Raw genomic sequence first — 23,554 nt, forward strand, 5'->3', positions numbered from 1 at the left:
ATTGCGACACATTTACTGCGCTTGCCGCCAGTAGGGCTCGATGGCCTGCAGGCGCGGATCCTCCGGCGCCGTCTGGCGCATGCGCTGCACATAGCCGAAGGCCTGGTCGCGCTCGCCTGCCAGGGCATGCAGGTAGATCAACGAGTACAGCAGGTCGGCGTCGTCCGGCGACTGCTCAAGGCCCTCGCGCAGTGCCCGTAGCGCCTCGTCGCGGCGGTTCAGGCGCGACAGCAGCAGGCCCTGGTTGTAGCGGATGCGCGCATTGCCCGGCAGCGCCGTGGCGGCTTGGGCCATCCAGTCCAGGCCCTCCTCGTTGCGGCCGTGCTCGACCAGCAGCAGGGCCAGCATGTACGCCAGGTTGCCGCGGTCGGTCGGCGGCATCTTGTCCAGTGCCGCCCCCTCGCGCAGCAGCGTTTCGGCTTCTGCGGGGCGGTTGGCGGCGCTGGCCAGGGTCACCAGGTTGACCCGCGCCGGGACGAAATACGGGTCCATGCGCAACGCCTGTCGGTACTGCGCCATGGCCTCCTCGTCACGCCCCTGGCGGGACAGCAGCACCGCCAGGTTCAAGCGCCCGCCCGGCAGGTCGGCGTTGCCGCGCAGGCGCTGTTCGTAGTCGGCCAGTAGCGCCTTGAAGGTGGCCTGATCGGCTTCGGGCAGTTGCGACGGCGCCATATCGGCCATGGCCCGCACGGTTTCATCACGCACCGCCAGGCTCGGGTCGGCGAGCAGCGGCAGCAAGGGCTTGAGCCGCTCCTCGGCGGGCAGGCTGGTGAACCCTGCCACGGCATAGGCGCGGATCAACGGGTCGGCGTCCTGCAGGGCCCAGCGCAGGTTGCTGACAGTACCTGGGCCCAGGTCTGCCAGCTGGTCGGCGGCGGTAGCACGCACGATGGCCGGGTTGACCTTGTCGGCCAGCAGGTAGCCCAGGCGGCTCATGGCGGTGCCCGGGTCTTCGCGCACGCCTTGCAGCGCCTGCCCGTAATGGGCCGGTCGTTTCGGTGTGGCGTACCACTGGCCGATGGCGCTGGCGGCCCAGGCCGGCGCGCGGTCGGTGTGGCAGGCAGTACAGGCGTCCGGGCTGGCGGTCTGGGCGGCGAGGTCCGGGCGCGGGATGCGCAGGCTGTGGTCACGGCGCGGGTCGACCACCATGTAGGTCTTGCTCGGCATATGACAGCTCACGCACTGCGCGCCAGGCGAGCCTGCGGCGTGATGGTGGTGCGCCGGGCTGTCGTAGTCCTTGGCCTGCAAGCCGGCGAAGCGTGCAGTGTTGGGTTGGGTGTTGTGGCATTGCAGGCACAGGCCGTTGCCTTCGATGCGCACCTTTGTGGTGTGGGGATTGTGGCAATCGGTGCAGCCAACGCCGGCGGCGTACATCCGGCTCTGGGTGAACGAGCCGAACTCGTACACTTCGCCATCGATCTGCCCGTCACCGTGGTACAGGCCGCTGCGCAGGGTGACCGGCAGGCTCTGGTCAAGCTGCGGATGACCAGGCGTCTGGCCGTTGCCCAGGGTTTGCCGGCGGCTGTGGCAAAAGGCGCACTGCTCGACCTGGCCCTTGCTGCCGAGCGCCTTGAAGTCGACGACCAACCCTTTACCCGGCTGACTACCCGCGGTTTCTGCCCTGGCCCAGTCAACATGCGCCTGGCCGGGGCCATGGCAGCCCTGGCAGCCCACGGTCGGCTCCTGCCAGGTGCTGGCGAAGCTGTCCTGTTGGTCGTCGTAGTGCTTGAGCAGCCGGGTGGAATGGCAGTCGGCGCACATGGCGTTCCAGTTCTGGTAACGGCCGGTCCAATGCAGCGGGTCGTCAGGTGTGAAGCGCTGGCCGGGGTAAAGGGAGAACCAGCGTTGCCCGCCCTGGGCCGGGGGCCGGCTGTCCCAGGCAAGGGTCAGGGCCTGCAGGCGCCCCCGGGACAGCGCCACCAGGTATTGCTGCAGTGGCTGGTGGCCGAAGGTGTAGAGGATGCGCAGGTCCGCGGGCTTGCCGTCCTCGCCCTCGATGTTGACGTAATAGCCATCGCCCTTGCGGTAGAACCGCGCCTTGACCCCGTCCTGGTCGAAGCGCACGTCATCGAAGTTGCCCAGTACATTGCCCGCCTTGGCCTCACGCAGCGCCCAGGCATGGTCCGAATGTTGCCACTGGCCGGCCTGCTCGGCATGGCAGCCCTGGCAACTCTCGGGCGTTGCGTAGCCTTCGCGGTCCTTGGCGGCCGCCGGCAACTGGCCAGCTGCGGCGCTGCCGGTGACAAGCAAGGCCAACAGTAGCACGCCCCCTCTCAGTCTTTCTGCCAGCCATCCCATCGCCCAGCTCCATCATCAGGTCCAGCCGCCCTTCGCAAACCGCTTCCTTCAGTCATCCGCCTCGTCGGGCCTGGTCGCCGGCGCGCTGTACCACTGCGCCTTGGGCACCACCTTGTCCTGCGCAGGGTCGCCCAGGTAGTGCGGCGACATGATCTGCACGCCGAACTCGTTGAACACATCCTGGATATTGGCGTGCAGCAGGGTCAGCAACTCGGCCCGTGGTCGGGGCTCGCTGGGCACGGCCTGGGCCACCAGGCGGTACTCGGGGTAGAAGTCTGACAAAGCGGTCTGGAACACTTGCGGGCGGGGTGTGTCGAGCACCCCCTCGGTGCGCCGCGCGGCTTCCAGCAACATGGCCTCGACCTGGCGCCAGGGCGTGTCGTAGCCGATGGTGACCGTGGTGTCGACCACATAGCCCTGGCCCTGCACCACCCGCGAGTAGTTCTTGGTCACCGCCCCGGTGATCATCGAGTTGGGCAGCGTCAGCACCTCGCCCAGCCCGGTGCGGATGGTGGTGGTGAACATGCCCAGCTCGCTGACGGTGCCCTCATGCTCGCCAATACGCACGTACTCACCGGGCCGCAGGGTGCGGGTATAGGTGAGGATCAGCCCGGCGGCGGCCTGGCCGACCACACTGGTGGCGCCCAGCGAGATCATCAGGCCGATCAGCACCGACAACCCCTTGAATGCTTCGGTGTCGGCGCCCGGCAGGTACGGATAGGCCATGGCCAGGGCGAACAGCCAGATCGCCAGCGCGGTCAGCCGGGTGGTGGGTTGCAGGGTTTCCTGGGTCAGCCAGTTGATCGAGCCCGGCCGCGCCAGGCGTTCGAGCAGGCGCTTGCTGAAGGCGCTGATGCCACGGGCGATGAAGAAAATCAGCAAGGCGATCAGCAGCCCCGGGATGGCATCGACGATGCCCGTCAGCACATGGCGCAGCAGCCCTAGCAGGTACAGGTTCAGGCTTTCGCCCCAGGGCCGGGTATAGGGGAAGCGCTGCAGCACGAAACTCAGCCATTCGTAGGTCAACAGCAGCACCAGGGTCCAGCGCACCAGGGCCAGCAGCCGGCGCAACAGCGGGTACAGGTTGCTGGAGTCGACCAGTTGCGTGTGGCCGATGCGCAAGGCACTGGCGTGTTTGCGCACGCGCTTGGGCAGCCACGACAAGGCCTTGTGGTGCAGCCAGACGCAGAGCTTGACCAACAGGATGTACACCAGCGTGGCGGCGGCGCTCAGCCCGGCGGCGGTCAGCAGAAAACGCGGGCTGCGGGCCTGCTGCGCCTCATCGACCACCTGGCGCAGGCGTTGCGCGGCGGCCTCGGCGCCCTGCCGGGTGTCGAGGTCGGTGCCGACCAGGTCCTTGGGCGAGACGATGAAGGCCCGGCGGTCACCCAGCAGCACCAGGAAACTGTCCTGGACGGTGTCCAGGCTGACCGTGCTGGCCAGGCCCTCATCCAGCCGTTCGTTGATCACCGCCTCGGCGCGCCGGGCCCGCGCAGCAGGCGCTTCGCCGAGCAAGGTGGCGTGGAACACCATGATGCTGCGGTTGGCGACCTTGAGCTCGGCAGGTTCGGCCACCGTCACGCTGGCTTGCTCGATGGCCTGGCTACCCAGGCTGATCAGCATCACCGTCAAACAGCACAGGCCTGCGATGAGGCCCTGCCCTCGCCTGATCATTCATCACCTGTTGCTGGGCCTTGCTCCACCCACTGCCAGAACAGCATGTAGCCGATGGCCAGGATCACCGGGCCGATGAACAGCCCGATGATGCCTTCTGCAACCATGCCCCCCAGCGCACCGATCAGCACCACGGGCATCGGCACATTCACCCCGCGCCCCAGCAGCAGGGGTTTGAGCACGTTGTCGACCATACCGGCCAGCACGCTGTACACGGCAAACACCACGGCGCCCACACTGGCACCTTCGGTGAAGAACACAAAGGCCACCACCGGCAGGGTGATCAGCAACACCGGCAGTTGCATGATGCCCAGCAGCAACACCAGGATCGCCAGCAGGCCAGCACCGGGGATGCCCATCAGGACGAAGCCCAGCCCTACCAGCAGCATCTGGATGAAGGCGATGCCGACTACGCCTTGCGCCACCGCGCGAATGGTCGCGGTGCACAGTTCGGCGATCAACGGGCCGCGTTCGGCGCCGGAGATGCGCGTGCCGATCTGTACCGCGCTGCGCTCACCGTTTTCCCCGTAGGCCATGACCACGCCCGACAGGATCAGCGCGCCGATGAACAGCAAGAAGCCGGTGCCGACCCCGGCCAGCTTGCCCAGCACCACCATGCCGATGCCCTTGAGGTGCGGGGTGACGCTCTGGATCAGGCTGGTGGCATCGGTGGCCGCCTGCTGCCAGAAACCGTACAACGGCGGCCCCACCAGCGGCCAGGTGGCCACTGCCGGGTTGGCCTGCGGCACATGCCAGGCCCCGCTCTTGAACAGCTCCATGGCCGCATGCACCGAGGCGGCGATGGAATCGCCCAGCAGGTAGATCGGCACCATCAGGATCAGCAGCGTGACCAGGATGATCAGGCTCGCCGCATGCCCGCTCTTCAAGCCCAGCCTGGCGCATAACCGGCCGTGCAGCGGGTAGAAGGTGATGGCCAGGATCACCGCCCAGAGCATCAGGCTCAGAAACGGGCGGAACACCGCAAAGCAGGTGACCACCAGCGCGGCCACCAGGCCTGCGCGTATCAGCACGTCCAGCAAGGCCCGGGACAGCTTGAGCTCGTTAGGCAAAGGCAACATGGGCTACCTCCTGGTCAGTGGCCGGTCAACGCCAGCCACAGGTAACAGCAGACTAGTACGGCACGGGCAAGTCGCAAACGGCGACAGATCGCACGATAAATCGCGAACACTGGCGTCAGATCAATGCACTGACATAGCAATCCGGTATCATCCGCGCCATTCAGCCCGTTGTTTGCTAGTGGAGTCGTGCCTGATGAAAGTCCTGACCGTGTTCGGCACCCGCCCGGAGGCCATCAAAATGGCGCCACTGGTCAAGGTCATGGCCCGTACCGAGGGCATCGAAAGCATCGTCTGCAGTACCGGGCAGCACCGGCAGATGCTTGACCAGGTCTTGCAACTGTTTGCCGTGCCGGTCGACCATGACCTGGATGTGATGGTCCCGGGGCAAACCCTCAATGGCCTGTTTGCCCGCCTGATGACGCGTATCGACGCCCTGCTCGATGAACTCAAGCCCGACTGCGTGCTGGTGCATGGCGACACCACCACGGCGGCCGCCTGCAGCATGGCGGCCTTCCACCGCGGTATCGCCATCGGCCATGTCGAGGCTGGCCTGCGCACCGGTGACCTGGCCCAGCCCTTCCCCGAGGAAATGAACCGCCGTGTGGTGGATGTGATGGCGCGCTGGCTGTTCGCGCCCACGCTGACTTCACGCAACAACCTGCTGCAGGAGAACCTGCAGGGGCAGGTCCACATCACCGGCAACACCGTGATCGATGCGCTGGACCTGATCCTGCAAAAACTCGACCGCGAACCCGAGATTGGCGAAAGCTTCGCCAGGCGCTACCCGTGGCTCGACCCCAGCCGCCGGCTGGTGCTGGTCACCGGCCACCGCCGGGAGAACTTCGGCGAGGGTTTCCGGCAGATCTGCCAGGCCCTGGGCGAGCTGGCCAAGCGTGACGATGTGCAGGTCGTCTACCCGGTGCACCTCAACCCCCAGGTGCGAGACGTGGTGATGGCGGTGCTGGGCGACAACCCCAACGTGCATCTGATCGACCCACTGGATTACCTGGAATTCGTCTGGTTCATGCGCCGCGCCCACCTGGTGCTGACCGACTCCGGCGGCGTGCAGGAAGAAGCCCCGCACCTGGGTAAACCGGTGCTGGTCATGCGCAACACCACCGAGCGCCCGGAAGCCGTGGCCGCCGGCACGGTCAAGCTGGTGGGCACCGCGAGCGGGCGGATTGTTCAGAGCGTGCAGGCCATGCTCGATGACCCCGCGCTTTATGCCCAGGTGGCGCGCAGCGTCAACCCCTATGGCGACGGCCAGGCCAGTGAGCGCATCGTCAATGCCCTGCTCGGGCGGCCTTTCACGGCCTTCCAGGCGCACTGAGCGCGCCTTGAGCGTCAATAAAACGACATCATCATTTTACGTACGTCATATATCGGATTTTTCCTACAAAAAACCATCAAAATATTGACATAGGCACTTTGATACTAGAGACTGCGCAGCCGATGTCTTGACGAATTGGCATCGCGCTCGAATGAACGCTTGACAGCGTTTACTTGCCCTATCGGCAATGATTACCCGATACCCACGCGAAGACAGGCGTTTACAGACGCCAGTCGGCGCACGCGTTTGCGCGCCTCACGAGGGCTGCCAACGCCCCTGAACCTTCAAGGACCAGATCGTTGACCCCCACGACTCGCCGCTTGCAGTTCGCCGTTCTGAGCACTGCCCTTACCTCCCCGCTCCTCGCCCACGCCACCCCCGCCAGCGATGCCTTGCAAGCGCTGATGGCACAGGACTGGGTAGCGCGCAGCGTTTCGCTCAAGGACCTGGGCATCACCAACCCGGTGGTGCTCGACCAGGCCGACAACCGCCAGGCATTCTTCCTGCCGGTGCCCAGGGGCGTGGCGATCAGCGATGCGCAGATCGAACTCAAGGGCCAGTTCATCAAGGGTGAGGCGCAGCCCGCCACCTTGCGCCTGGCCGTCGATGGCCAGCCCCGCGTGGCCGAGCGCGTCAGCCGCGGCGAAGGCGACCTGAGCCGCACCCTGGCGGTGGACAGCGGCAGGCACGCCAGCGGCTTCGTCAACTTCACCCTGGACTGGAGCTCGCCGGTTTCGGAGGAATTCTGCGCCCCGCCGCGGGCCACCGCCAACGTGTTGACCTTGTCGCCACAGACGCGCCTGAACTACCGCTACTCGATGTCCGCCTTGGGCAGCCTGGCTGAAGCCTGGAGCAGCCTGCCGGGTGAGCCGGTCATCCTGGTAGCCGCCGGTACGCTCGAACGCAACAGCTTCGACAGTGCCTGGCGCCTGGGCGTGGCCCTGGAGCGCAGTGCCCGCCGTGCCCAGGTGCGCGCCTTGCCGCAGGTGGGCGACAGCCTGTCGCTGGCGGGCATCGAGGTACCGCAGGCGCTGGCCAAGGTTCCGGCATTCGCCGCACTGGCCGGCAAGGCCCGTCACACCCTGGCCAGCCCGGCCGAACTGGGTGCGCTGCTGCTGCTCGATGCCCCGGCGATCCGCGCCGATCTGGCCATCGCCGACAACGCGCTGGTGGCCCAGCTCAACGGCGCCCTGGACGCGTTGGCGCAACAGCTGCAGGACGACCAGGCCGCCCTCGCCGCCCTGGCGCAATGGCGCACGCAGAAGGCCAGCCTGGCCGCAGCCGCCCTGCCCAGCCAACAGCTGCAACTGCTCAGCCTGGGCCGCCAGGCGCTGGTGGCCGTCGCCGCCGACGCCGGCGCCAAGGCGGCTGGCGTGTTCGACGCGCACTGGCGCAATGTGCTGGTGTCGCGCGAGGCCCAGGTGAAGGACGTGGGCGAAGCGCTGCGCAACGACCATGGCCACCTGCGCCTGAGCAGCCTGGGCGGCAACTTCGGCACCTTCGATGTGGTCAGCCGCGGCGAGTGGACCGCCACCTTCCCGCTCAGCGCCGTGTCGGTCAACGGCCGCATGCCGGGTGAACTGCACCTCGATCTGGCCGCCGCCCCCGGCGCCTCCGCAACGGCGCCGGTCGCCTCGGTGATCTGGAACAATGTGCTGCTCAATGCCGCGCAACTGGATGCCGATGGCAGCCCCCAGCGTTTGAAGGCACGCATCCCGGGTTACGCCCTGGGTGTCACCAACACCGTGCAGGTGCGCTTCCAGCGTCAGCCAAGCTCGCCCAACTGCGCCGAGATTCCCCAGGCCTATCCGGTCAACGTGCTGCCCAGCAGCTACCTGACCTCGGCTGACGCCGAACCCGACGGCACTTTCATCGGCCTGCTGCCGCTGCTGGCTGGCAAGCCCCAGGTGATCGTCGACCAGGCCGCCCTGCAAACGCCAGTGGCCAACCTGGGCAAACTGATCCGCCTGGCCAGCGCCGCCGCGCTGTCGCCGGTCACCGCCGAGCTGGTATTGGCCGATGGCCAGGCAGAAGTCACGCCGACGCGGCCATTCCTGGCCGTGGATGTTCAGCTGCCAGGTGCCAAGCCAGTGCTGGGCGTGGCCGAACTGCAGCGCCTGCAGGCCCAGGGCAACCAGCAGCTGGCCCTCGACCTGCAGGGGCCACAAGGCCTGGGCACGCTGTCAGTGGTCGATTCCCACAGCCAGCACGGCGTGCTCTGGAACAGCCTGGGCAACCCCTCCATGGTGCCGCAGGTGCCGTTCCTGCTGACCCAAGGCAATGCCGTGGTGGTCGGCGAACAAGGCCCGCTGACCTGGGTCGACACCACCGACCCCGAGCTCAATCTCAACGGCACGCCGTTCCATCAGTGGCGCAAGCAACTGGTGTGGGCGCTGCCCACCCTGTCCGGCATCGTCCTGCTGCTGGTACTGCTGGGTGTGGTCGCCCGCCGCCTGCGCCTGAAGCACAAGGGCAAGTAGGCCGGGTAAGCGCACATGTCCTCACTCTATTGGCCGTACCTGCTGGCGGACTATTACCGCATCCTGGAAATCGTCACCGCCGTGGTCGGGGTGCTGATCCTGCTGTCCAGCCTCGATGACCTGTTCATCGACAGCTGGTACTGGGTGCGCCAGACCTACCGCAAGCTGCTGATCCGCCGCAAGCGCTACCAGGCGCTGACGGTGGAGCAGCTGCGCGCCAAGCCCGAGCAGCCGCTGGCGATCATGATCCCGGCGTGGCTGGAGTACGACGTGATCGCGCCGATGCTGGAGAACATGGTCGGCTCGCTGGACTACAAGAACTACTACATCTTCGTCGGCACCTACTGCAACGACCAGCGCACCATCGACGAGGTGGAGCGCATGCGCCGGCGCTACAAGCAGTTGATCCGGGTCGAAGTGCCCCATGACGGCCCGACCTGCAAGGCCGACTGCCTGAACTGGATCATCCAGGCGATCTTCGCCCAGGATGCGCGCATGCCCGAGCCCTTCGCCGGGATGATCCTGCACGACAGTGAAGACGTGCTGCACCGCCTGGAGCTGCACTACTTCAACTACCTGCTGCCACGCATCGACTTCATCCAGCTGCCGGTCACCTCCCTGGAGCGTGACTGGTACGAGCTGGTGGCCGGCACCTACATGGACGAGTTCGCCGAATGGCACACCAAGGACCTGGTAGTGCGCGAAAGCATGTCGCGCATGGTGCCGTCGGCCGGCGTCGGCACCTGCTTCTCGCGCAAGGCGCTGCTTGAACTGTCGGCCGAGACCAACAACCAGCCGTTCAACACCGACACCCTCACCGAGGACTACGACATCGGCGCACGCCTGGCGCGGCGCGGCATGAAGCAGATCTTCGGCAAGTTCCCGGTGGACTACGTGGCCAAGCGCACCACCTGGTTCGGCAACGGCAAGGAAAAGATGGTGGCCATCCACATGCCCCTGGGCGTGCGCGAATACTTCCCCGACACCTTCCGCACCGCCTACCGGCAGAAGGCCCGCTGGACCCTGGGCATCGGCCTGCAGGGCTGGAGCCAGGTGGGCTGGGCAGGCTCGCTGGCCACCAAGTACCTGCTGTTCCGCGACCGCAAGGGGCTGATCACCTCGTTCATTGCCATCCTGGCCTACCTGCTGCTGGCCCAGCACCTGGTTTTCCTGGGCATCAGCGCCACCGGCCACTGGAAGGTGTTCTTCCCGTCGGTGTTCTCGCCCAACAGCCTGCTGCTCGACCTGATGTGGGCCAACACCCTGGCCCTGAGCCTGCGCATCCTGCAGCGCGCGTACTTCGTCGGCCGCCTGTATGGCTGGGAACACGCCCTGCTGTCGGGGCCGCGGATGATCATCGGCAACTTCATCAATGCCATGGCCGCGGCACGCGCCTGGCGCCTGTACCTGGGCTACCTGTTCCTGGGCAAGAAGCTGGTCTGGGACAAGACCATGCATGACTTCCCGTCCGCCGACCAGTTGCACCAGCAGCGCCTGCGCCTGGGGGAGCTGCTGTTGTCGTGGCGCGCCATCGACGACGACATCCTGGCCCAGGCCCTCAAGGCCCAGGCCGAAGAACACAAGCCGCTGGGGCAGATCCTGCTCGAGCACGGCTACCTGGATGCGGACACGCTCAACGAAGCCATCCTGTTCCAGCAGGAAAACGCCGAGCCCGCAGCGCCAGCCCCTCACACCCCAGTCGCGCCCGCGGCGAAAGAAGCCCAGGTTGCCGCACTGACATGATCGCTGCCCGCCCCGCCCTCCTGTTGTTCGGTGCCTGGCTTGCCTGCGCCCACCTGCCCACCGCCCTGGCCGCCGAGGCAGCGCTTGAAGGCGTGGCCTGGGAACAGGCTGACCAGGCGTTTCGCAGCTACCAGTCGGGGCGCTACCGCGATGCCCTGCAACAGGTGGACGCCGCCCTCAAGCTGCGCCCGGACGTGGCCCGGCTGAACCTGCTCAAGGTCTATACCTTGCAGAAGCTTGGCCGGCGCAACGAAGCCCGCCAGGCCGCGCAAAGCGCGCTCAAGCGTGGCGTGCGCGACCCCGGCCTGCAGGCGGCGGTGACCAACCTGCAGCACAGTGCCCCGGCCGCCAGCGGCCCGGCACCTTCGGCGGCCTATCAGCGCGGCTTCCCGTTGGCGACCAAGGCCTACGCGGCCTACAACGCCGGCGACATGGCCGCCGCCGAACGCGATGGCGAGCGGGCGTTCCGTACCGACCCCAGCCAAGGCGCCTGGGCCCTGCTCTGGCTCGACAGCCTGGAGGCGCAACAACGCTGGGCCGAGGCCGCCACCGCCGCCGGCACCGCGATCAGCCTGGGCGCCCCCAACAGCAGCGACCTTGAAGCCCGCCGCCAAACCCTCAACCGGCGCATGGCCGTGCGCCCGGCCGAGCAGGCCTACCAGGCGCTGATCGCCAACCGCCCCGGCGATGCCGTGCCGCTGGCCCGCGAAGCTGTGCGCCTGGCACCGGACATTGCCAGCCACCGCCTGCTGCTGGTGACCGTGCTGCTGCTGGACAACCAGCCCGCCGCCGCCGAGCAGGCCGCCAACGACGCGCTCGAAGCCGATGACGAAAGCACCGTGATGCGGGTAATGCGCGGCTACCTGCGCCAGTACCAGGGCAATGCCCAGGCGGCCGACAGCGACTTCGACAGCGCCCTGGCCCAGGACTGGCTCGACGAGGAACAGCTGCGCAACGTACGCCTGATCGCCATCGACGCGGCCCTGGCCGGCGGTGACAAGGCCCGCGCCACGGCGCTGCTGGCGCCCATGGACGCCAGTGACGAAGCCGTGGGCAAACGCCAGCAGGCCCTGGCCGATGGCCGCGCCCCGGCCACCACGCTGAACCTGAGCAACTACCCGGCGCCACGCCAGTCGTGCCAGGACACCCCCTACGGCACCCAATGCGAACTGCTGCCCGCCGATGCCGGCGGCGCGGCCGGCCCGGCCAGCGAGGCCTACGCCGCCTACGCCCGCCAGGACTACCAGGCAGCGATCCAGCAGGCGCGCAAGGCCGTCGAACAGGACCCGGACAACCTTGAGTTCCAGCGCCTGCTCACCACCGCCCTTGCCGCCGGCAACCCGCAGCAGGCCGCCGAGGCCGAACAGCGCCTGAGCGACGCCATCGCCCGTGCCCCCAGCGATGCCGAGCTGCTGATGCAGCGCGGTTACCTGCGCATGCGCACGGCCCAGCCCGCGCGCGCCCGTGAGGACTTCCGCGCCGCCCGCGACACCGGCAAGGCACCGAACACCGTGGTGCTCGACGAGGCCTATGCGCTGTCGGCCATGGGTGAAAAGCCGGCCGCCGTGCGCCAGCTCAAGCACGCCATCGACATGGACGATGCCGGCACCCTGCAGTTGGATGCACAGCAGCGCCACAACACACGCAGCGCCATCACCGCCTATGACCGCGAATGGGGGGCCACCGTGACCGCCAGCTACCGCGGTGCGCGCCCGAGCACCACCATCGCCAACGCCGGGCAAAGCTCGGCAGGCGACTCGATCTTCAGCACCGCCGAGCTGTACTGGCGGCCCAGCCAGTTCAATGACCAGAACGGCGTGCTGGAGGTGTATGGGCGGATGAGCAATACGCTGTGGGATGAAGGTGGCCGCTTCAAGTCGGCAGGCGCGATCGATCCTTGCAGCCGCCAGGCACTGAACGACAACGGCTCCTCCGACTCGAAATCGGTCAGCGGCTTCCCCAGTACCATTGCTTCCTTGGGTGTGCGTTATTCACTGTCCGATACGGGTTTCACGTTCGGTCTCGAGCGGCGCTTCCTGGTGGGCTCGGCAACGCGCGAAGGGACCGCGAGCCCTGGCAAGAACAGCGTGCGCTGTGAATTCCAGGAAACTGTGCAGGACGCCAACTCAGGCATCCAGGACCCAGCGGATCGCATTAACGGCGCCTTGATGACTTACAAGCTCAAGGACAGCGCTGGCGGCTGGCTAGCCTACGCAACCTACGGCTTCTACCGCGGCACCGAACTGCGCATGGAGCAAAGTTGGTGGACCGTGGATGCCTATTCGCAATTGGGTTACTCGCTGGAAGACAACGCCGCCAAATACACGCTGTACGACGTGGACAGCGAGGGCTCTCGTACCCGGGAGCTGGGCACAGCCGATGGCCGCCTGCTGCGCAGGCAGCTGTTCCTCAGCAACGAAGTCCGTCTGGGGCGCAGCTACCGGCTCACTGAAATCTCCCCGAATCTGGTCCTGTTCCCGCATGTGGTCGGGGCTGCCGACTGGATCTGGCAAAAAGACCAGGTGACCCATCTCAAGGGCAAGAGTGGCCTGCTGGAGGATGCCGACGGCAAATACTCCCTGACCCGCGACCAGGGCTCCTGGTCCATGGCCGCAGGCCCCGGCATTGCCCTGCGCTACTACTTCCGTGAAGACCATTACCATACGCCCCGCTCCTACCTGGACTGGACGGCCCAATACCGCTTCGCCATCGGCGGCGGTGCCTCCGACCGGGCCGAGGGCCTGTTCATGAACCTGACCCTGTCGTATTGAGGACCCCCGCCATGCTGCCGTCTTCTGTGCTTACCCGCTCTTTCAAAGGCCTCGCCGCCAGCCTGCTGGCCGCCAGCATCGGCCTTGCCGTGCCCGCCGCCCAGGCCGATGACTCGTCGATCGTGCTGCGTGGCAACGACGGCTGGCTGTTCCCCGGCTGGGGCAGCCTTACCGAGGTCGACAGCCGCGGCATCGAAGCCTCCACCGCGCTGATCAAGGACGCCCAGCAGGCCCTGGCCGCGCGCGGCGTGCAGTTGCAGGTGCTGGTGCTGCCCGACAAGACCCGCTTCTACCAGGACAAGCTGCCTGCCGGCAAAGCCCTGAGCCCTGCCGTGCAGCAGCGCTACCAGGCCATCCTGGCCAGCCTGCGCAAGGCCGGCATCAGCGCCATCGACGACGAGGCCGTGCTGCGCCAGCTCAAGAACAGTGGCAAGGATGTGTTCTACCGCACCGACCAGCACTGGACCCAAGCCGCCGCCGACGCCACCGCCCTGGCCACCGCCGAGCAGGCCCGCCGCGATGTACCGGCCCTCAAGGGCACCGCCGGCAGCGGCATGCAGCTGGGCAGCGAGTTCAAGGAGCGCCGCTACGGCGACCTGGCCGAACGCTTCCTCACCCCCGAGCAGCGCAAGCAGACCGGCCGCGAAACCTTCACCGTGCGCCGCCAGGCCGCGGCCAACGGCCTGCTCGACGACGCCCCGGCACCGCTGCACGTGACCGGCCACAGCATGGTGCAGCCGTACTTCGGCTTTCCGCAAAAACTCTCCAACAGCATCGACCGCCCGGTCTCGGTGAACTGGAAGCCCGGCAACGTCGGCCAGTGGATCATGCTGCTGGAGTACCTGGAGTCGGCCGACTTCAAGCGCAACCCGCCGCAAGTGCTGGTGTGGCAGATGTTCGAGCCGACCTACGCCCAGGGCCCCCAGGCCAGCGGCCTGTGGGACAACGCCTCGATCATGAGCGCCGACAGCTGGCGCCAGCGCCTGCGCGCCGCTGCCGGAAAGTGAGCCATGGCTGAACAGGCGACCCCCGTCACCCCGTCGCACCGTGGCTACACCGCCGCGGTGATCGGCCTGTTGCTGCTGGCCCAGGCCTGTGGCCTGTGGCTGCTGTTCAACAGCAAGCTCGATGCCGCGCAGCTGCAGCCGGCGGCCTGGTTCGACGGCGAGGCCGGCAAGGCCCTGGGTGATGCGTTGCAACCCGAACTGCAGAAAGACGCCGACACCCTGAGCGCGGCGGTGCGCTATCGCCTGCTCGGCGACCTGGGTGACCAGGTGGTACAGGGTTGCCCGGGCTGGCTGTTCTACCGCGACGGCCTGCGCGCCCAGGCCGGCGTCAGCGGCGCCTATGAAGCGCGCCTGCGGCTGATGCAGCACTGGGTCGGGCAGCTGCGCAGCCAGGGCTTGCAGGTGCTGCTGGTGGCGGTGCCGGACAAATCCCGTATCGAAAGCCAGGCCCTCTGCGGCCTGCAGCAGTCGCCGCAACTGCAGGCGCGCCTGGGCCAGTGGCAAGCCAGCCTGGCCAGCCAGGGCGTGCCCTATGCCGACCTCGGGGCGGCCTTGGCCCACGCCCCGCAAACCCCACCGCAGTTTTTCCGCACCGATGTGCACCTCAATGCCGACGGCGCCCAGCGCGCCGCCGATGCCGTGGCCGCCAGCGCCCTGCCCCTGCTCGATGGCAAGCGCGACCAGGTGTTCACCAGCTCCCAGGTGGGCGCTGCGCAACCGCGCATGGGCGACCTGATCGTGCTGGCGGGCCTGGAGCACGCCGCCAGCGCCTGGCGCCCGACCATGGAAGACGAACACCCGCAGCAGATCCAGGTGCAGCGTGGTGGCGGCCTGCTCGACGACACCCCGCCGGTGCAGGTACTGCTGGCGGGCAGCTCCAATGGCCGGCGCAGCGCCTTTGCCGAACGCCTGGGCCGCAACCTGGGCCAGCAGGTGTGGAACCAGAGCCTGGACGGCGGCCAGTTCAGCGGTGCGCTGCTGGCCACATTGGGCAAGCGTGAGCGCTGGCCGGCCAGCCTCAAGCTGGTGATCTGGGAATTCTCCGAAAGCGCCCTGTCGCTGCCATTGACCGCCGACGAGCGCGCCGTGCTGGCAACGCTACCTGAACCGCAGGCCGACCATGCTCTTTAACTCCTACCTGTTCCTGCTGCTGTTCCTGCCGCTGACCCTGGCCGCGCACTACCTGATCGCCGCCCGCAGCCTGCGCGGCGCCGCGCTGTGGCTGTGCGTGACCTCGATCGTGTTCTATGGCTGGTGGAACCCGCAGTTCGTGCTGCTGCTGATCGGCTCGATCGCCTTCAACTACCTGGTCAGCCTGGCCATCCTCGGCACGGCCGGGCGCTCACGCCTGCAACTGCTGATTGCCGCGGCCGGGGTCGGCGCCGACATTGCGCTGCTGTTCCACTACAAGTACTTCGTCACCCTGGTGAACTTCGCCCAGGACTGGGGCCTGGCCGGCACCCGCCTGGACGACATCATCCTGCCCCTGGGGATTTCGTTCTTCACCTTCACCCAGATCGGCTACCTGCTCGACTGCCGCGCCGGCATCGTCAAGGAACGCAGCCTGCTCAGCTACGTGCTGTTCGTGACCTTCTTCCCGCACCTGATCGCCGGGCCGATCCTGCACCACAAGGAAATGATGCCGCAGTTCGCCCAGCCGGATAACTACCGGTTCCGCGCCGAAAACCTCAGCGTGGGCGGCATGCTGTTCGTCATCGGCCTGGCCAAGAAGGTGCTGCTGGCCGACCCCATCGCCCCCTATGCCGACGCCGGCTTCGCCGACCCCGGCAGCCTCGGCTTCTGGGCCGCATGGGGCACCGGCATCGCCTACGCGTTGCAGCTGTACTTCGACTTCTCCGGCTATTCGGACATGGCCCTGGGCCTGGCCAAGATGTTCGGCATTCGCTTCCCGCTGAACTTCAACTCGCCGTACAAGGCCAGCAACATCATCGATTTCTGGGCCCGCTGGCACATGACCCTGACCCGCTACCTGACCGCCTACCTGTATTACCCGGTGGCCATGGCGGTGTCGGAGTGGCGCGGCAAGCGCGGGCTGCCGGTCGGCACCCAGGGCGCGGCGACGCCGGGCGGCTTCGCCGCGGCAATCATCTTGCCGACCACCTTCACCATGGGCCTGGCCGGTATCTGGCACGGCGCCGGCGTGCAGTTTTTGATCTTCGGCCTGCTGCATGCCGCCTACCTGTCGATCAACCATGCCTGGCGCATCTTCGTGGTCGGGCGCATCCGCAAGGGCAAGCAGCACCCGCTGAAAGTGGCGGGCTACGTGCTGCTGACCTTTGCCGCAGTGATCGTTGCCCAGGCCTTCTTCCGCGCCGCGTCCACCTCTGATGCCGTGCTGCTGATCGAGGGCATGTTCGGCCTGCGTGGCCCGGGCAGCCTGCCCGAGGTCCTGTACCCGGCCGGTATCGCCTGGGGCGACGCCTGGCGCCTGCTGATCGGCCGCCACCTGGAGGCACTGCACGTACTGGCCGTGCTGGCCGTGGCCTGGTTCCTGCCCAATTCGCAACAGATCATGGGCGGCTTCTCGCCGTCCCTGGCCCGCGCGCAGCTCGACGGCCCGGCCGCGCTGCGCTGGGCACCGACCCTCAAATGGCTGCTGATCATGGCGGTGCTGCTGGCGCTGTGCCTGATGAACCTGCACAAGGAAGCACGCTTCCTGTACTTCCAATTCTGACTCCGTGGAGTGATTGACATGAGCGAACAAGCCCTCAAGCAACAACTGGCCGAAATCATCGAAAACGTGATCGGCACCCCGGTGGCCCACGACGACCTGCTGATCGAATCCGGCCTGGTCGACTCGATGACCGCGGTGGACATCGTCATGGCGGTGAAGAACGCCTTCGGCTGCAAAGTGCCAGCCACCGAGATCGACGAGCACCTGGAGTCGCTCGACGCCCTCGCCGCCTTCATCCAGAACAACCGCTGAGCCTGCACAGGCCGCCACCCGGGAGAGTGCCGGATGCACTTCGATTTCGACCGCTGTGAGTTCGCCGACTGCCACCAGGGCGCCGGCGCCCCTGCCCTGCGCGACGCCCATCGGGTACTGGACTGGGCCGGCCTGCAGGTGGCCGTCGAGGCCTGGGCGCTGCGTGCCCACGCGCAGGGCATCGAGCCCGGCACCGCGCTGGTGCTCAGCGGCCACAAGCAGATCGAATTCGTCGTCGCCATGCTTGGCTGCCTGCGCCTGGGCGTGACCTATGTGCCGCTGGACAGCATCAACCCGCCACAGCGCCTGCAGCGCATCATCGAGCTGGTGGGCGCCGGGTATTGCTATGACGCGGAACAGGACCAGTTCCGCGCGGGCATGGCCTGCGCCGCGCCGCTGGCCGAGGCGGGCCTGGCCTACGTCATGTTCACCTCCGGCAGCACCGGTGACCCCAAGGGCGTGCAGATCGCCCGCGACAGCCTGGCGCTGTTCGCCGGCTGGATCCGCGATTGCCTGGCCTTGGGCGAACGGCCGCGGTTCATGAACCAGATGCTGTTCAGCTTCGATTTCTCGCTGTTCGACCTGTGCGGGGCGTTGGCCCTGGGTGGCCAGTGCGTACTGTGCCCGCGCGAGGTTATCGGCGACCCCGAGGGGTTTGTCGACTACCTGGCCGACAGCCAGGTGCAGGTATGGGCCTCGACGCCGTCCTTCGTCCGTCAGCAGTTGCTCAACGACGCCTTCGACGCCCGGCACCTGCCCGCCTTGCGGGTATTCGTGTTCGGTGCCGAGTCGCTGACGCCGACCCTGGCCAACCAGCTGTGGGAGCGCTTCCCCGAAGCGCGGATCATCAACTCCTACGGGCCGACCGAAGCCACCTGCTCGACCACCTGGATTGAAATCCTGCCGCCGCTGGAGAACGCTGCCCAGCCGCTGTCCATCGGCCGGGCCAAGCCCTATGCCGAGCTGTTCCTCGACGACGGCGAGCTGTGCATTGCCGGCGACCACGTGATGCGTGGCTACCTCAATCGCCCGGACCTGAGCGAAGCCGTGCTGTTCCAGCACAACGGCAAGCGCGCCTACCGCAGCGGCGACCTGGCCGAAATCGACGCACAAGGCCGGGTGTTCTTCCATGGTCGACGCGACGACCAGATCAAACTCAATGGCTACCGGATCGAGCTGGGCGAAGTGGACGCCGGGCTGGCCAGCCTGCCTGGGGTCGACAGCGCCGCCACCGTTGCCCTGCGCCGCCCCGACGGCGCGCTGGTGCGCATGGTCGGTTTCATCGAAACCCCCGGCCACCTGCCGGCGGCTACCCTGGGCCCGTTGCCCGAGGCGCTGGCCGACTGGAAACAGCGGCTGGCAGGTAGCCTGCCGTCCTATATGATCCCGTCCGAACTGCTGGCCTGCGGCCGCTTCCCCGGCACCTTGTCCGACAAGGTCGACCGCAAGCGCCTGGCCGAGCTGTACCAGCAAGCCCGGGTAAAACGCCCCAAGGAGACTGTATGAAAGCCCTCGCCCTGCTCACAGGCGCCCTGCTGCTGAGCAGCGCACTGCCCACCGTCGCCCAGGCCGAGGGCAAGCTGGCGCAGTTGTATGCGCCGCGGCCACCGGCGGGCTCGGCGTTCGTTCGCGTGCTGCAGCCAGCGGCTGGCGGCGTGCAGGTGCAAGTCGGGCATAGCCCGGCGCAGCAACTGCCAGCCGGCCAGCTGGCCAGCAGCTACAACGTGGTCAAGGGCGGCGAGCCGTTCAGCGTGCTGATTGCCGGCAAGAACGCCGGCACCCTCAGCGTGGCTGCCGACAGCTACCAGAGCCTGGTGCTGCACGATGGCAAGCTGGTGGTGCTGGATGACAGCGCCGCCAGCGACGATGCCCTGAAAGCCGAGCTGCGCTTCTACAACCTGGCCAGCGACTGCCCTGCCGGCCAGTTGCAGGTGGAGAGCGGGCCGACCTTGTTCGTCGACGTACCGACACAGAGCAGCCAGGCCCGGGCGATCAACCCGGTGAGCGCCACCCTGACCGCCGGCTGCGGTGCGACCCAGGCCAAGCCACTGCCCTTGCCGCAGCTGCAGCCGGGCGACCACTATGCGCTGTTCCTCACCGGCAGTGCCGAACAACCGGTGCTGCGCGGCGAGCTCAGCAGCACCGCGCCCTACACCCGGTAAACCGCCATGCGCCCACTCTTTCGTGACGATCACCTGCTGTTTCGCGACCAGGTCCGGCGGTTTGTCGAGGAACGCATCCTGCCCCACTACGCCGATTGGGAGCGCGACGGCATAACGCCCACCACGCTCTGGCGCGACGCCGGTGCCCAAGGCCTGCTGTGCCCGGCGCTGCCCGCCCCCTATGGCGCCGATGGCGACTTCGGCCATGCCGTGGTGGTGATCGAAGAGCTGGCCCGGGCCAACTGCCTGGGCATCGGCTTTTCGATCCATTCCGACATGGTCGCGCCCTACCTGTACAGCCTCGGCACCCCGGCACAGAAAGACCGCTGGTTGCCGGCCATGGCCGCCGGCGAGTTGATTGGCGCCATCGCCATGACCGAACCCGGCGCCGGCAGCGACCTCAAGGCCGTGCGCTGCCGCGCCCGGCGTGACGGCGAGCACTATGTGCTCAATGGCCAGAAGACCTTCATCACCAACGGCGTCAATGCCGGCCTGATCATCGTGGTGGCCAGCACCGAGCCCGACCTGGGCGCTCGCGGCCTGTCGCTGTTCTGTGTCGAGGCGGGCCTGGCCGGCCTGGGCAAGGGCCCGGCGATGGCCAAGATCGGCCAGCATGCCCAGGACACCTGCGAACTGTTCTTCGACGAGCTGCGGGTGCCTGCCGACTGCCTGCTGGGTGAGGAAAACGCAGGCTTCGAGTACCTGGGCCGCGAGCTGGCCCGCGAGCGCCTGGCCATCGCCCTGCGCGCCGCTGCCCATGCCGAGGGCATGCTCGAGCAGACCCTGGCCTATACCCGCGAACGCAAGGTCTTCGGCAAGCGGGTCAGCGACCACCAGCACAACCGCTTCATCCTCGCCGATGCCCGTTCACGGCTGACCATGCTGCGGGTGTTCCTCGACGACTGCGCACGGCAGCTGATCGAAGGCAGTCTGGACCCGGTGGTGGCGGCCATGGCCAAGCTCAATGCCAGCGAAATCCAGGGGCAGATCCTCGACCAGCTGCTGCAGCTGCACGGCGGTTATGGCTACAGCAGCGAGTACGGCATTGGCCGTGCCTGGGCCGATGCCCGGGCGCTGCGCATCTTCGGTGGCACCAGCGAGATCATGCGCGAGATCATCGGGCGCAGCCTCTGATTCAGCTGCGCAACCAATCTTCACGCAGCCTGCGGGCGCGCGGGTCATCGCCCAACGCCCAGGGGTCGAGGGCGAATGCCACGACCTGCTCGGCGCCTGTGGTGCGCGCCCATTCCAGCTGGCGCTGTACCCGGGCGTAATCCGCCGAGCGCGCCTTGAAGTCGGTGCCGTCGTTTTTTTCCGACGGCAACTGCTCGAACAACTCCACCACCACATCGAATGGCACCTTGCGCCGGCGCAGTTCCAGCAGCAGTGGCTCGATGGCCTGCAGGTTGGTCCAGCCGGCCACGCCGACGCCATCCTGCACCACCGGGCGCAGCGCGGTGGTGTCGAGCAGCGTGCGCCACAGTTGCAGCAGCGAACCCTCGGTGGGCAGCACGCTGTGGTAGGTGGAAATCGACGGGATACGGTCGCTGTGCTGTCGGGTGCTGGCAGACATCGCAGCCAGCCAGGCGGCCAGGCGTTGCTGGCTGTCGGCACTGGCCCAGTGGTACTGCTCCAGCTCGTAGGGGATGTACCAGCCGGCAAAGGCGCTGTGCTGCGGCCAGGGCGAGGTGGCCAGATAGCCCTGCGCCTCGCCCAGGGCCTTGGCGAAGAACTGCGCCTGCCCCTGCTCATCCGCCGACAGCGCCTGCCACCAGGCGTTGTCGAACGGCAGCCCGACTTGCACCTGCATGCCCTGCTCATGGGCGATGTCGAATACGTTACGCAACATGGCCTCGGGCATCATCCAGGGCGATTGCCCACCGATCAGCCCGACCCACTGCAACGTCACTGTGCGACAGCCCATGTCGGCCATGGCTGCCAGGCGCTCGCGCCATTGCTGTGGGTTGAGGTCGGCGTGGCTTTTCCACAGCTGCAGGAAGCTGCCCTGCAGGCCGGTGGAACGCGTGCAGCCCGGCAGGCTGGCGAGGATGGGCGCGGTGGCCAACAGGCACAGCAGGCTGCGGCGGCTGAGGGTAGGAGCGGAAATGGTGAGGTCCTTTTCGTGACGCGGCGCTGGAACGCGGCAGCCTACCTTAAATCGCGGCCGATGGCTGGCAGGTAAACGATGTGGCGCTATATCGCAAAGGGCACATTTGTACGCCGCACACCTGATCGGTCGTCGAGCGCGCACAGTTGCCACCTCCCAAAGTGGTGGCACTAGCACATAGATAAGTTAACTACCTGAACAAAACCTGAAGCACTCAACACATAAACAAAATTACATGTTAATTCATCAAGACTTACTGACTTTTACACTTATTAAAATTGTTTCACACAAACCCGCACGCCTCGCCCGCCTGTGTGATTGAAAAGTCAAACCGGTGCATGGACAATGGCACGCAGCACACTGCAGACCTCGATCTGCAAGCCTTTCGGCAGTGCGCGCCTTCCCCCGATAATTATTCAAGGTTGCTTTTAAAGTTGGTTAAACAGCTCGCCAAACCCGCGCACCAACTTATTGCCTACGCCGTATTCACATTACGTTGACATTGCATCACTTCAAATGCGCGTCACCCTATCCCCCGAGGTAAACCATGAACGCAATTAACCACGGTGAAGTTTTCACCGCCGCCGATTCGCGCGAGCACATCCTGTTGACCGGCGCCACGGGTTTCCTCGGTGGTTCGGTCGCCGCCCAACTGATTGCCGCCGGCCAGGGCGCCACCCTCGCCTTCCTGGTACGGGGTGACACGCCCGGGCTTGGCCTGGAGCGCCTGCGCGCCAATCTGCGCCAGCATGGCGTCAGCCAGGCCGACTGCCTGGCGCTGAACGAATCGCAAATCATCTGCGGCGACCTGCTCGACACCGCCTGGCTGGCCGGGGAAACCCCGCGCCTGCTGCAGTTCGACCGGGTGATCAACTGCGCCGCCGTGGCCTCGTTCTCGAAAAACCCGACCATCTGGCCGGTCAACGTCGAGGGCACCTTCGCCTTCGCCGACGTGCTCAGCCGTTCCGCGCGTCTGAAACGCTTCCTGCACGTGGGCACGGCGATGAGCTGCGGTCCGCAGCGCGAGTCGCCGATCAGCGAGTCGTGGGAGTTCCCCGAGGCCGAACAGCAACTGGTGGACTACACCGCCTCCAAGGCCGAGATCGAGCGGCGCATGCGCGAAGAACTGCCAGGCCTGCCGCTGGTGGTGGCACGCCCGTCGATCGTGGTCGGCCACAGCAGCCTGGGCTGCCAGGCATCGGGCAGCATCTTCTGGGTATTCCGCATGGGTTTTGCGCTGGAGAGTTTCACCTGCGGGCTCGATGAACAGATCGACGTGGTCCCGGTCGACTACTGCGCCGAGGCGCTGATCGGCCTTGCACGCAAGCCCCAGCTCAACCACGACCTCTACCACATCTCCGCCGGCCACAGCTCGGCCTGCACCTTCGCCGAAATCGACCAGGCGTTTGCCCAGGCCAACGGTGCCGAGCCGGTTGGCGAGCGCTATCGCAAGGTCGATGTGGATGACCTCAAGTCCCTGGCCGGCAGTTTTGCCACGCGCATCGGCCCGGCCAACCCGCGCCTGGTGCTGCGCGCATTGCGCCTTTACAGCGGGTTCGCCGACCTGAACTACCTGTTCGATAACAGCCGCTTGCTGGAAGAAGGCATCGCGGTGCCGCCGCGCTTCACCGATTACCTGGACGTGTGCGTCAGGTCGTCCAATGGGGTGAGCATCGCCACCCAGATGCAGGCGGATTTCAAGTAACCGGTCAGGTTTCTCCGCAGCAGCACGCGCTTGCCCGGGCCAGGGTTGAACCTGACCCGGGCTTTTTTATGGGGGATTGGGTGGAGGCCACCAAGTGTTCGGTGGTGTTTTTGCAGCGCTCTCAAGATCGAGCGCCGCCCGCGCGGCGCATCGCTGGCAAGCCAGCTCCCACATCTATGGTTACCCCCTTTTCTGCAATACTGTACCGAGATGTGCGTGAGTTTGGTTTGCGTCAATCTATACGGCGTCGT

Annotated in this window: 15 protein-coding genes and 1 pseudogene; 12 read left to right on the top strand and 4 right to left on the bottom strand. The window is 66.8% G+C overall.

The annotated features are described in order from the left end of the window. Nucleotides 1–12: 12 nt before the first annotated feature. The 3 genes from L6D77_RS24265 to L6D77_RS24275 are packed head-to-tail and all read right to left on the bottom strand — an operon-like array spanning nucleotide 13 to nucleotide 5,051. Nucleotides 13–2,298, bottom strand: coding sequence for a tetratricopeptide repeat protein (locus tag L6D77_RS24265; protein WP_232885255.1), 2,286 nt, complete (start codon nucleotides 2,296–2,298; stop codon nucleotides 13–15). 48 nt (nucleotides 2,299–2,346) lie between these two features. Next, nucleotides 2,347–3,921, bottom strand: a complete 1,575-nt coding sequence (locus tag L6D77_RS24270) for a mechanosensitive ion channel family protein (RefSeq protein WP_232885270.1) — start codon at nucleotides 3,919–3,921, stop codon at nucleotides 2,347–2,349. A gap of 47 nt (nucleotides 3,922–3,968) precedes the next feature. After that, nucleotides 3,969–5,051, bottom strand: a complete 1,083-nt coding sequence (locus L6D77_RS24275) for an AI-2E family transporter (protein ID WP_232885256.1) — start codon at nucleotides 5,049–5,051, stop codon at nucleotides 3,969–3,971. 193 nt (nucleotides 5,052–5,244) lie between these two features. On the opposite strand from L6D77_RS24275, the gene wecB reads away from it, so the two are divergent. From wecB to L6D77_RS24330, 11 genes and pseudogenes are all read left to right on the top strand, one after another. After that, the gene (gene wecB, locus L6D77_RS24280) at nucleotides 5,245–6,381 is read left to right on the top strand and encodes a non-hydrolyzing UDP-N-acetylglucosamine 2-epimerase (protein WP_232885257.1); all 1,137 of its coding nucleotides are present in this window, start codon (nucleotides 5,245–5,247) and stop codon (nucleotides 6,379–6,381) included. 299 nt (nucleotides 6,382–6,680) lie between these two features. Next, nucleotides 6,681–8,861, top strand: a complete 2,181-nt coding sequence (locus L6D77_RS24285) for a hypothetical protein (RefSeq protein WP_232885258.1) — start codon at nucleotides 6,681–6,683, stop codon at nucleotides 8,859–8,861. Nucleotides 8,862–8,876: 15 nt separating this feature from the next. Continuing rightward, a pseudogene (locus L6D77_RS24290) lies at nucleotides 8,877–10,523 on the top strand (glycosyl transferase family protein); the annotation flags it as partial. A 77-nt stretch (nucleotides 10,524–10,600) separates the two neighbouring features. Then, nucleotides 10,601–13,375 (top strand): NfrA family protein, encoded by a 2,775-nt coding sequence (locus L6D77_RS24295; protein WP_232885259.1) that lies wholly within the window; start codon nucleotides 10,601–10,603, stop codon nucleotides 13,373–13,375. An 11-nt stretch (nucleotides 13,376–13,386) separates the two neighbouring features. After that, a complete protein-coding gene (locus L6D77_RS24300) occupies nucleotides 13,387–14,382 on the top strand; it encodes an alginate O-acetyltransferase AlgX-related protein (RefSeq protein ID WP_232885260.1) in 996 nt (331 codons plus the stop codon). A gap of 3 nt (nucleotides 14,383–14,385) precedes the next feature. Then, on the top strand, nucleotides 14,386–15,513 hold the full coding sequence (locus L6D77_RS24305; RefSeq protein ID WP_232885261.1) for an alginate O-acetyltransferase AlgX-related protein: 1,128 nt from the start codon (nucleotides 14,386–14,388) through the stop codon (nucleotides 15,511–15,513). Next, nucleotides 15,503–17,077: an MBOAT family O-acyltransferase gene (locus L6D77_RS24310; protein WP_232885262.1), complete on the top strand. Its 1,575-nt coding sequence runs from the start codon at nucleotides 15,503–15,505 to the stop codon at nucleotides 17,075–17,077. Before L6D77_RS24305 ends, L6D77_RS24310 begins: the two co-directional genes overlap by 11 nt. A gap of 18 nt (nucleotides 17,078–17,095) precedes the next feature. Then, nucleotides 17,096–17,329 (top strand): acyl carrier protein, encoded by a 234-nt coding sequence (locus tag L6D77_RS24315; RefSeq protein WP_153787847.1) that lies wholly within the window; start codon nucleotides 17,096–17,098, stop codon nucleotides 17,327–17,329. Nucleotides 17,330–17,362: 33 nt separating this feature from the next. Then, nucleotides 17,363–18,835: an AMP-binding protein gene (locus L6D77_RS24320; protein ID WP_232885263.1), complete on the top strand. Its 1,473-nt coding sequence runs from the start codon at nucleotides 17,363–17,365 to the stop codon at nucleotides 18,833–18,835. Continuing rightward, nucleotides 18,832–19,491 carry an alginate O-acetyltransferase AlgF gene (locus tag L6D77_RS24325; RefSeq protein ID WP_232885264.1) on the top strand — a complete coding sequence of 220 codons (660 nt, stop codon included), beginning with the start codon at nucleotides 18,832–18,834 and terminating at the stop codon, nucleotides 19,489–19,491. Before L6D77_RS24320 ends, L6D77_RS24325 begins: the two co-directional genes overlap by 4 nt. A 6-nt stretch (nucleotides 19,492–19,497) precedes the next feature. Next, the gene (locus L6D77_RS24330) at nucleotides 19,498–20,625 is read left to right on the top strand and encodes an acyl-CoA dehydrogenase family protein (protein ID WP_232885265.1); all 1,128 of its coding nucleotides are present in this window, start codon (nucleotides 19,498–19,500) and stop codon (nucleotides 20,623–20,625) included. A gap of 1 nt (nucleotide 20,626) precedes the next feature. Here L6D77_RS24330 and L6D77_RS24335 read toward each other — a convergent pair whose 3' ends face one another. Continuing rightward, entirely contained in the window at nucleotides 20,627–21,556 is a 930-nt protein-coding gene (locus L6D77_RS24335) for a DUF4434 domain-containing protein (protein WP_232885266.1), read from the bottom strand. Between the two features lie 589 nt (nucleotides 21,557–22,145). Between L6D77_RS24335 and cprA the strand changes: the two genes are divergently transcribed. Further along, on the top strand, nucleotides 22,146–23,303 hold the full coding sequence (gene cprA / locus L6D77_RS24340; protein ID WP_232885267.1) for a cationic peptide resistance protein CprA: 1,158 nt from the start codon (nucleotides 22,146–22,148) through the stop codon (nucleotides 23,301–23,303). Nucleotides 23,304–23,554 lie beyond the last annotated feature (251 nt).

Source organism: Pseudomonas parasichuanensis, assembly GCF_021601385.1.
GTDB classification, from domain to species: domain Bacteria; phylum Pseudomonadota; class Gammaproteobacteria; order Pseudomonadales; family Pseudomonadaceae; genus Aquipseudomonas; species Aquipseudomonas parasichuanensis.

Coding starts and splice junctions, on each gene's coding strand:
- L6D77_RS24275 (WP_232885256.1), bottom strand. CDS start 5,051: ATGTTGCCTTTGCCTAACGAGCTCAAGCTGTCCCGGGCCTTGCTGGAC.
- cprA (WP_232885267.1), top strand. CDS start 22,146: ATGAACGCAATTAACCACGGTGAAGTTTTCACCGCCGCCGATTCGCGC.
- L6D77_RS24310 (WP_232885262.1), top strand. CDS start 15,503: ATGCTCTTTAACTCCTACCTGTTCCTGCTGCTGTTCCTGCCGCTGACC.
- L6D77_RS24320 (WP_232885263.1), top strand. CDS start 17,363: ATGCACTTCGATTTCGACCGCTGTGAGTTCGCCGACTGCCACCAGGGC.
- L6D77_RS24330 (WP_232885265.1), top strand. CDS start 19,498: ATGCGCCCACTCTTTCGTGACGATCACCTGCTGTTTCGCGACCAGGTC.
- L6D77_RS24295 (WP_232885259.1), top strand. CDS start 10,601: ATGATCGCTGCCCGCCCCGCCCTCCTGTTGTTCGGTGCCTGGCTTGCC.
- L6D77_RS24300 (WP_232885260.1), top strand. CDS start 13,387: ATGCTGCCGTCTTCTGTGCTTACCCGCTCTTTCAAAGGCCTCGCCGCC.
- L6D77_RS24265 (WP_232885255.1), bottom strand. CDS start 2,298: ATGGGATGGCTGGCAGAAAGACTGAGAGGGGGCGTGCTACTGTTGGCC.
- wecB (WP_232885257.1), top strand. CDS start 5,245: ATGAAAGTCCTGACCGTGTTCGGCACCCGCCCGGAGGCCATCAAAATG.
- L6D77_RS24315 (WP_153787847.1), top strand. CDS start 17,096: ATGAGCGAACAAGCCCTCAAGCAACAACTGGCCGAAATCATCGAAAAC.
- L6D77_RS24325 (WP_232885264.1), top strand. CDS start 18,832: ATGAAAGCCCTCGCCCTGCTCACAGGCGCCCTGCTGCTGAGCAGCGCA.
- L6D77_RS24305 (WP_232885261.1), top strand. CDS start 14,386: ATGGCTGAACAGGCGACCCCCGTCACCCCGTCGCACCGTGGCTACACC.
- L6D77_RS24270 (WP_232885270.1), bottom strand. CDS start 3,921: ATGCTGATCAGCCTGGGTAGCCAGGCCATCGAGCAAGCCAGCGTGACG.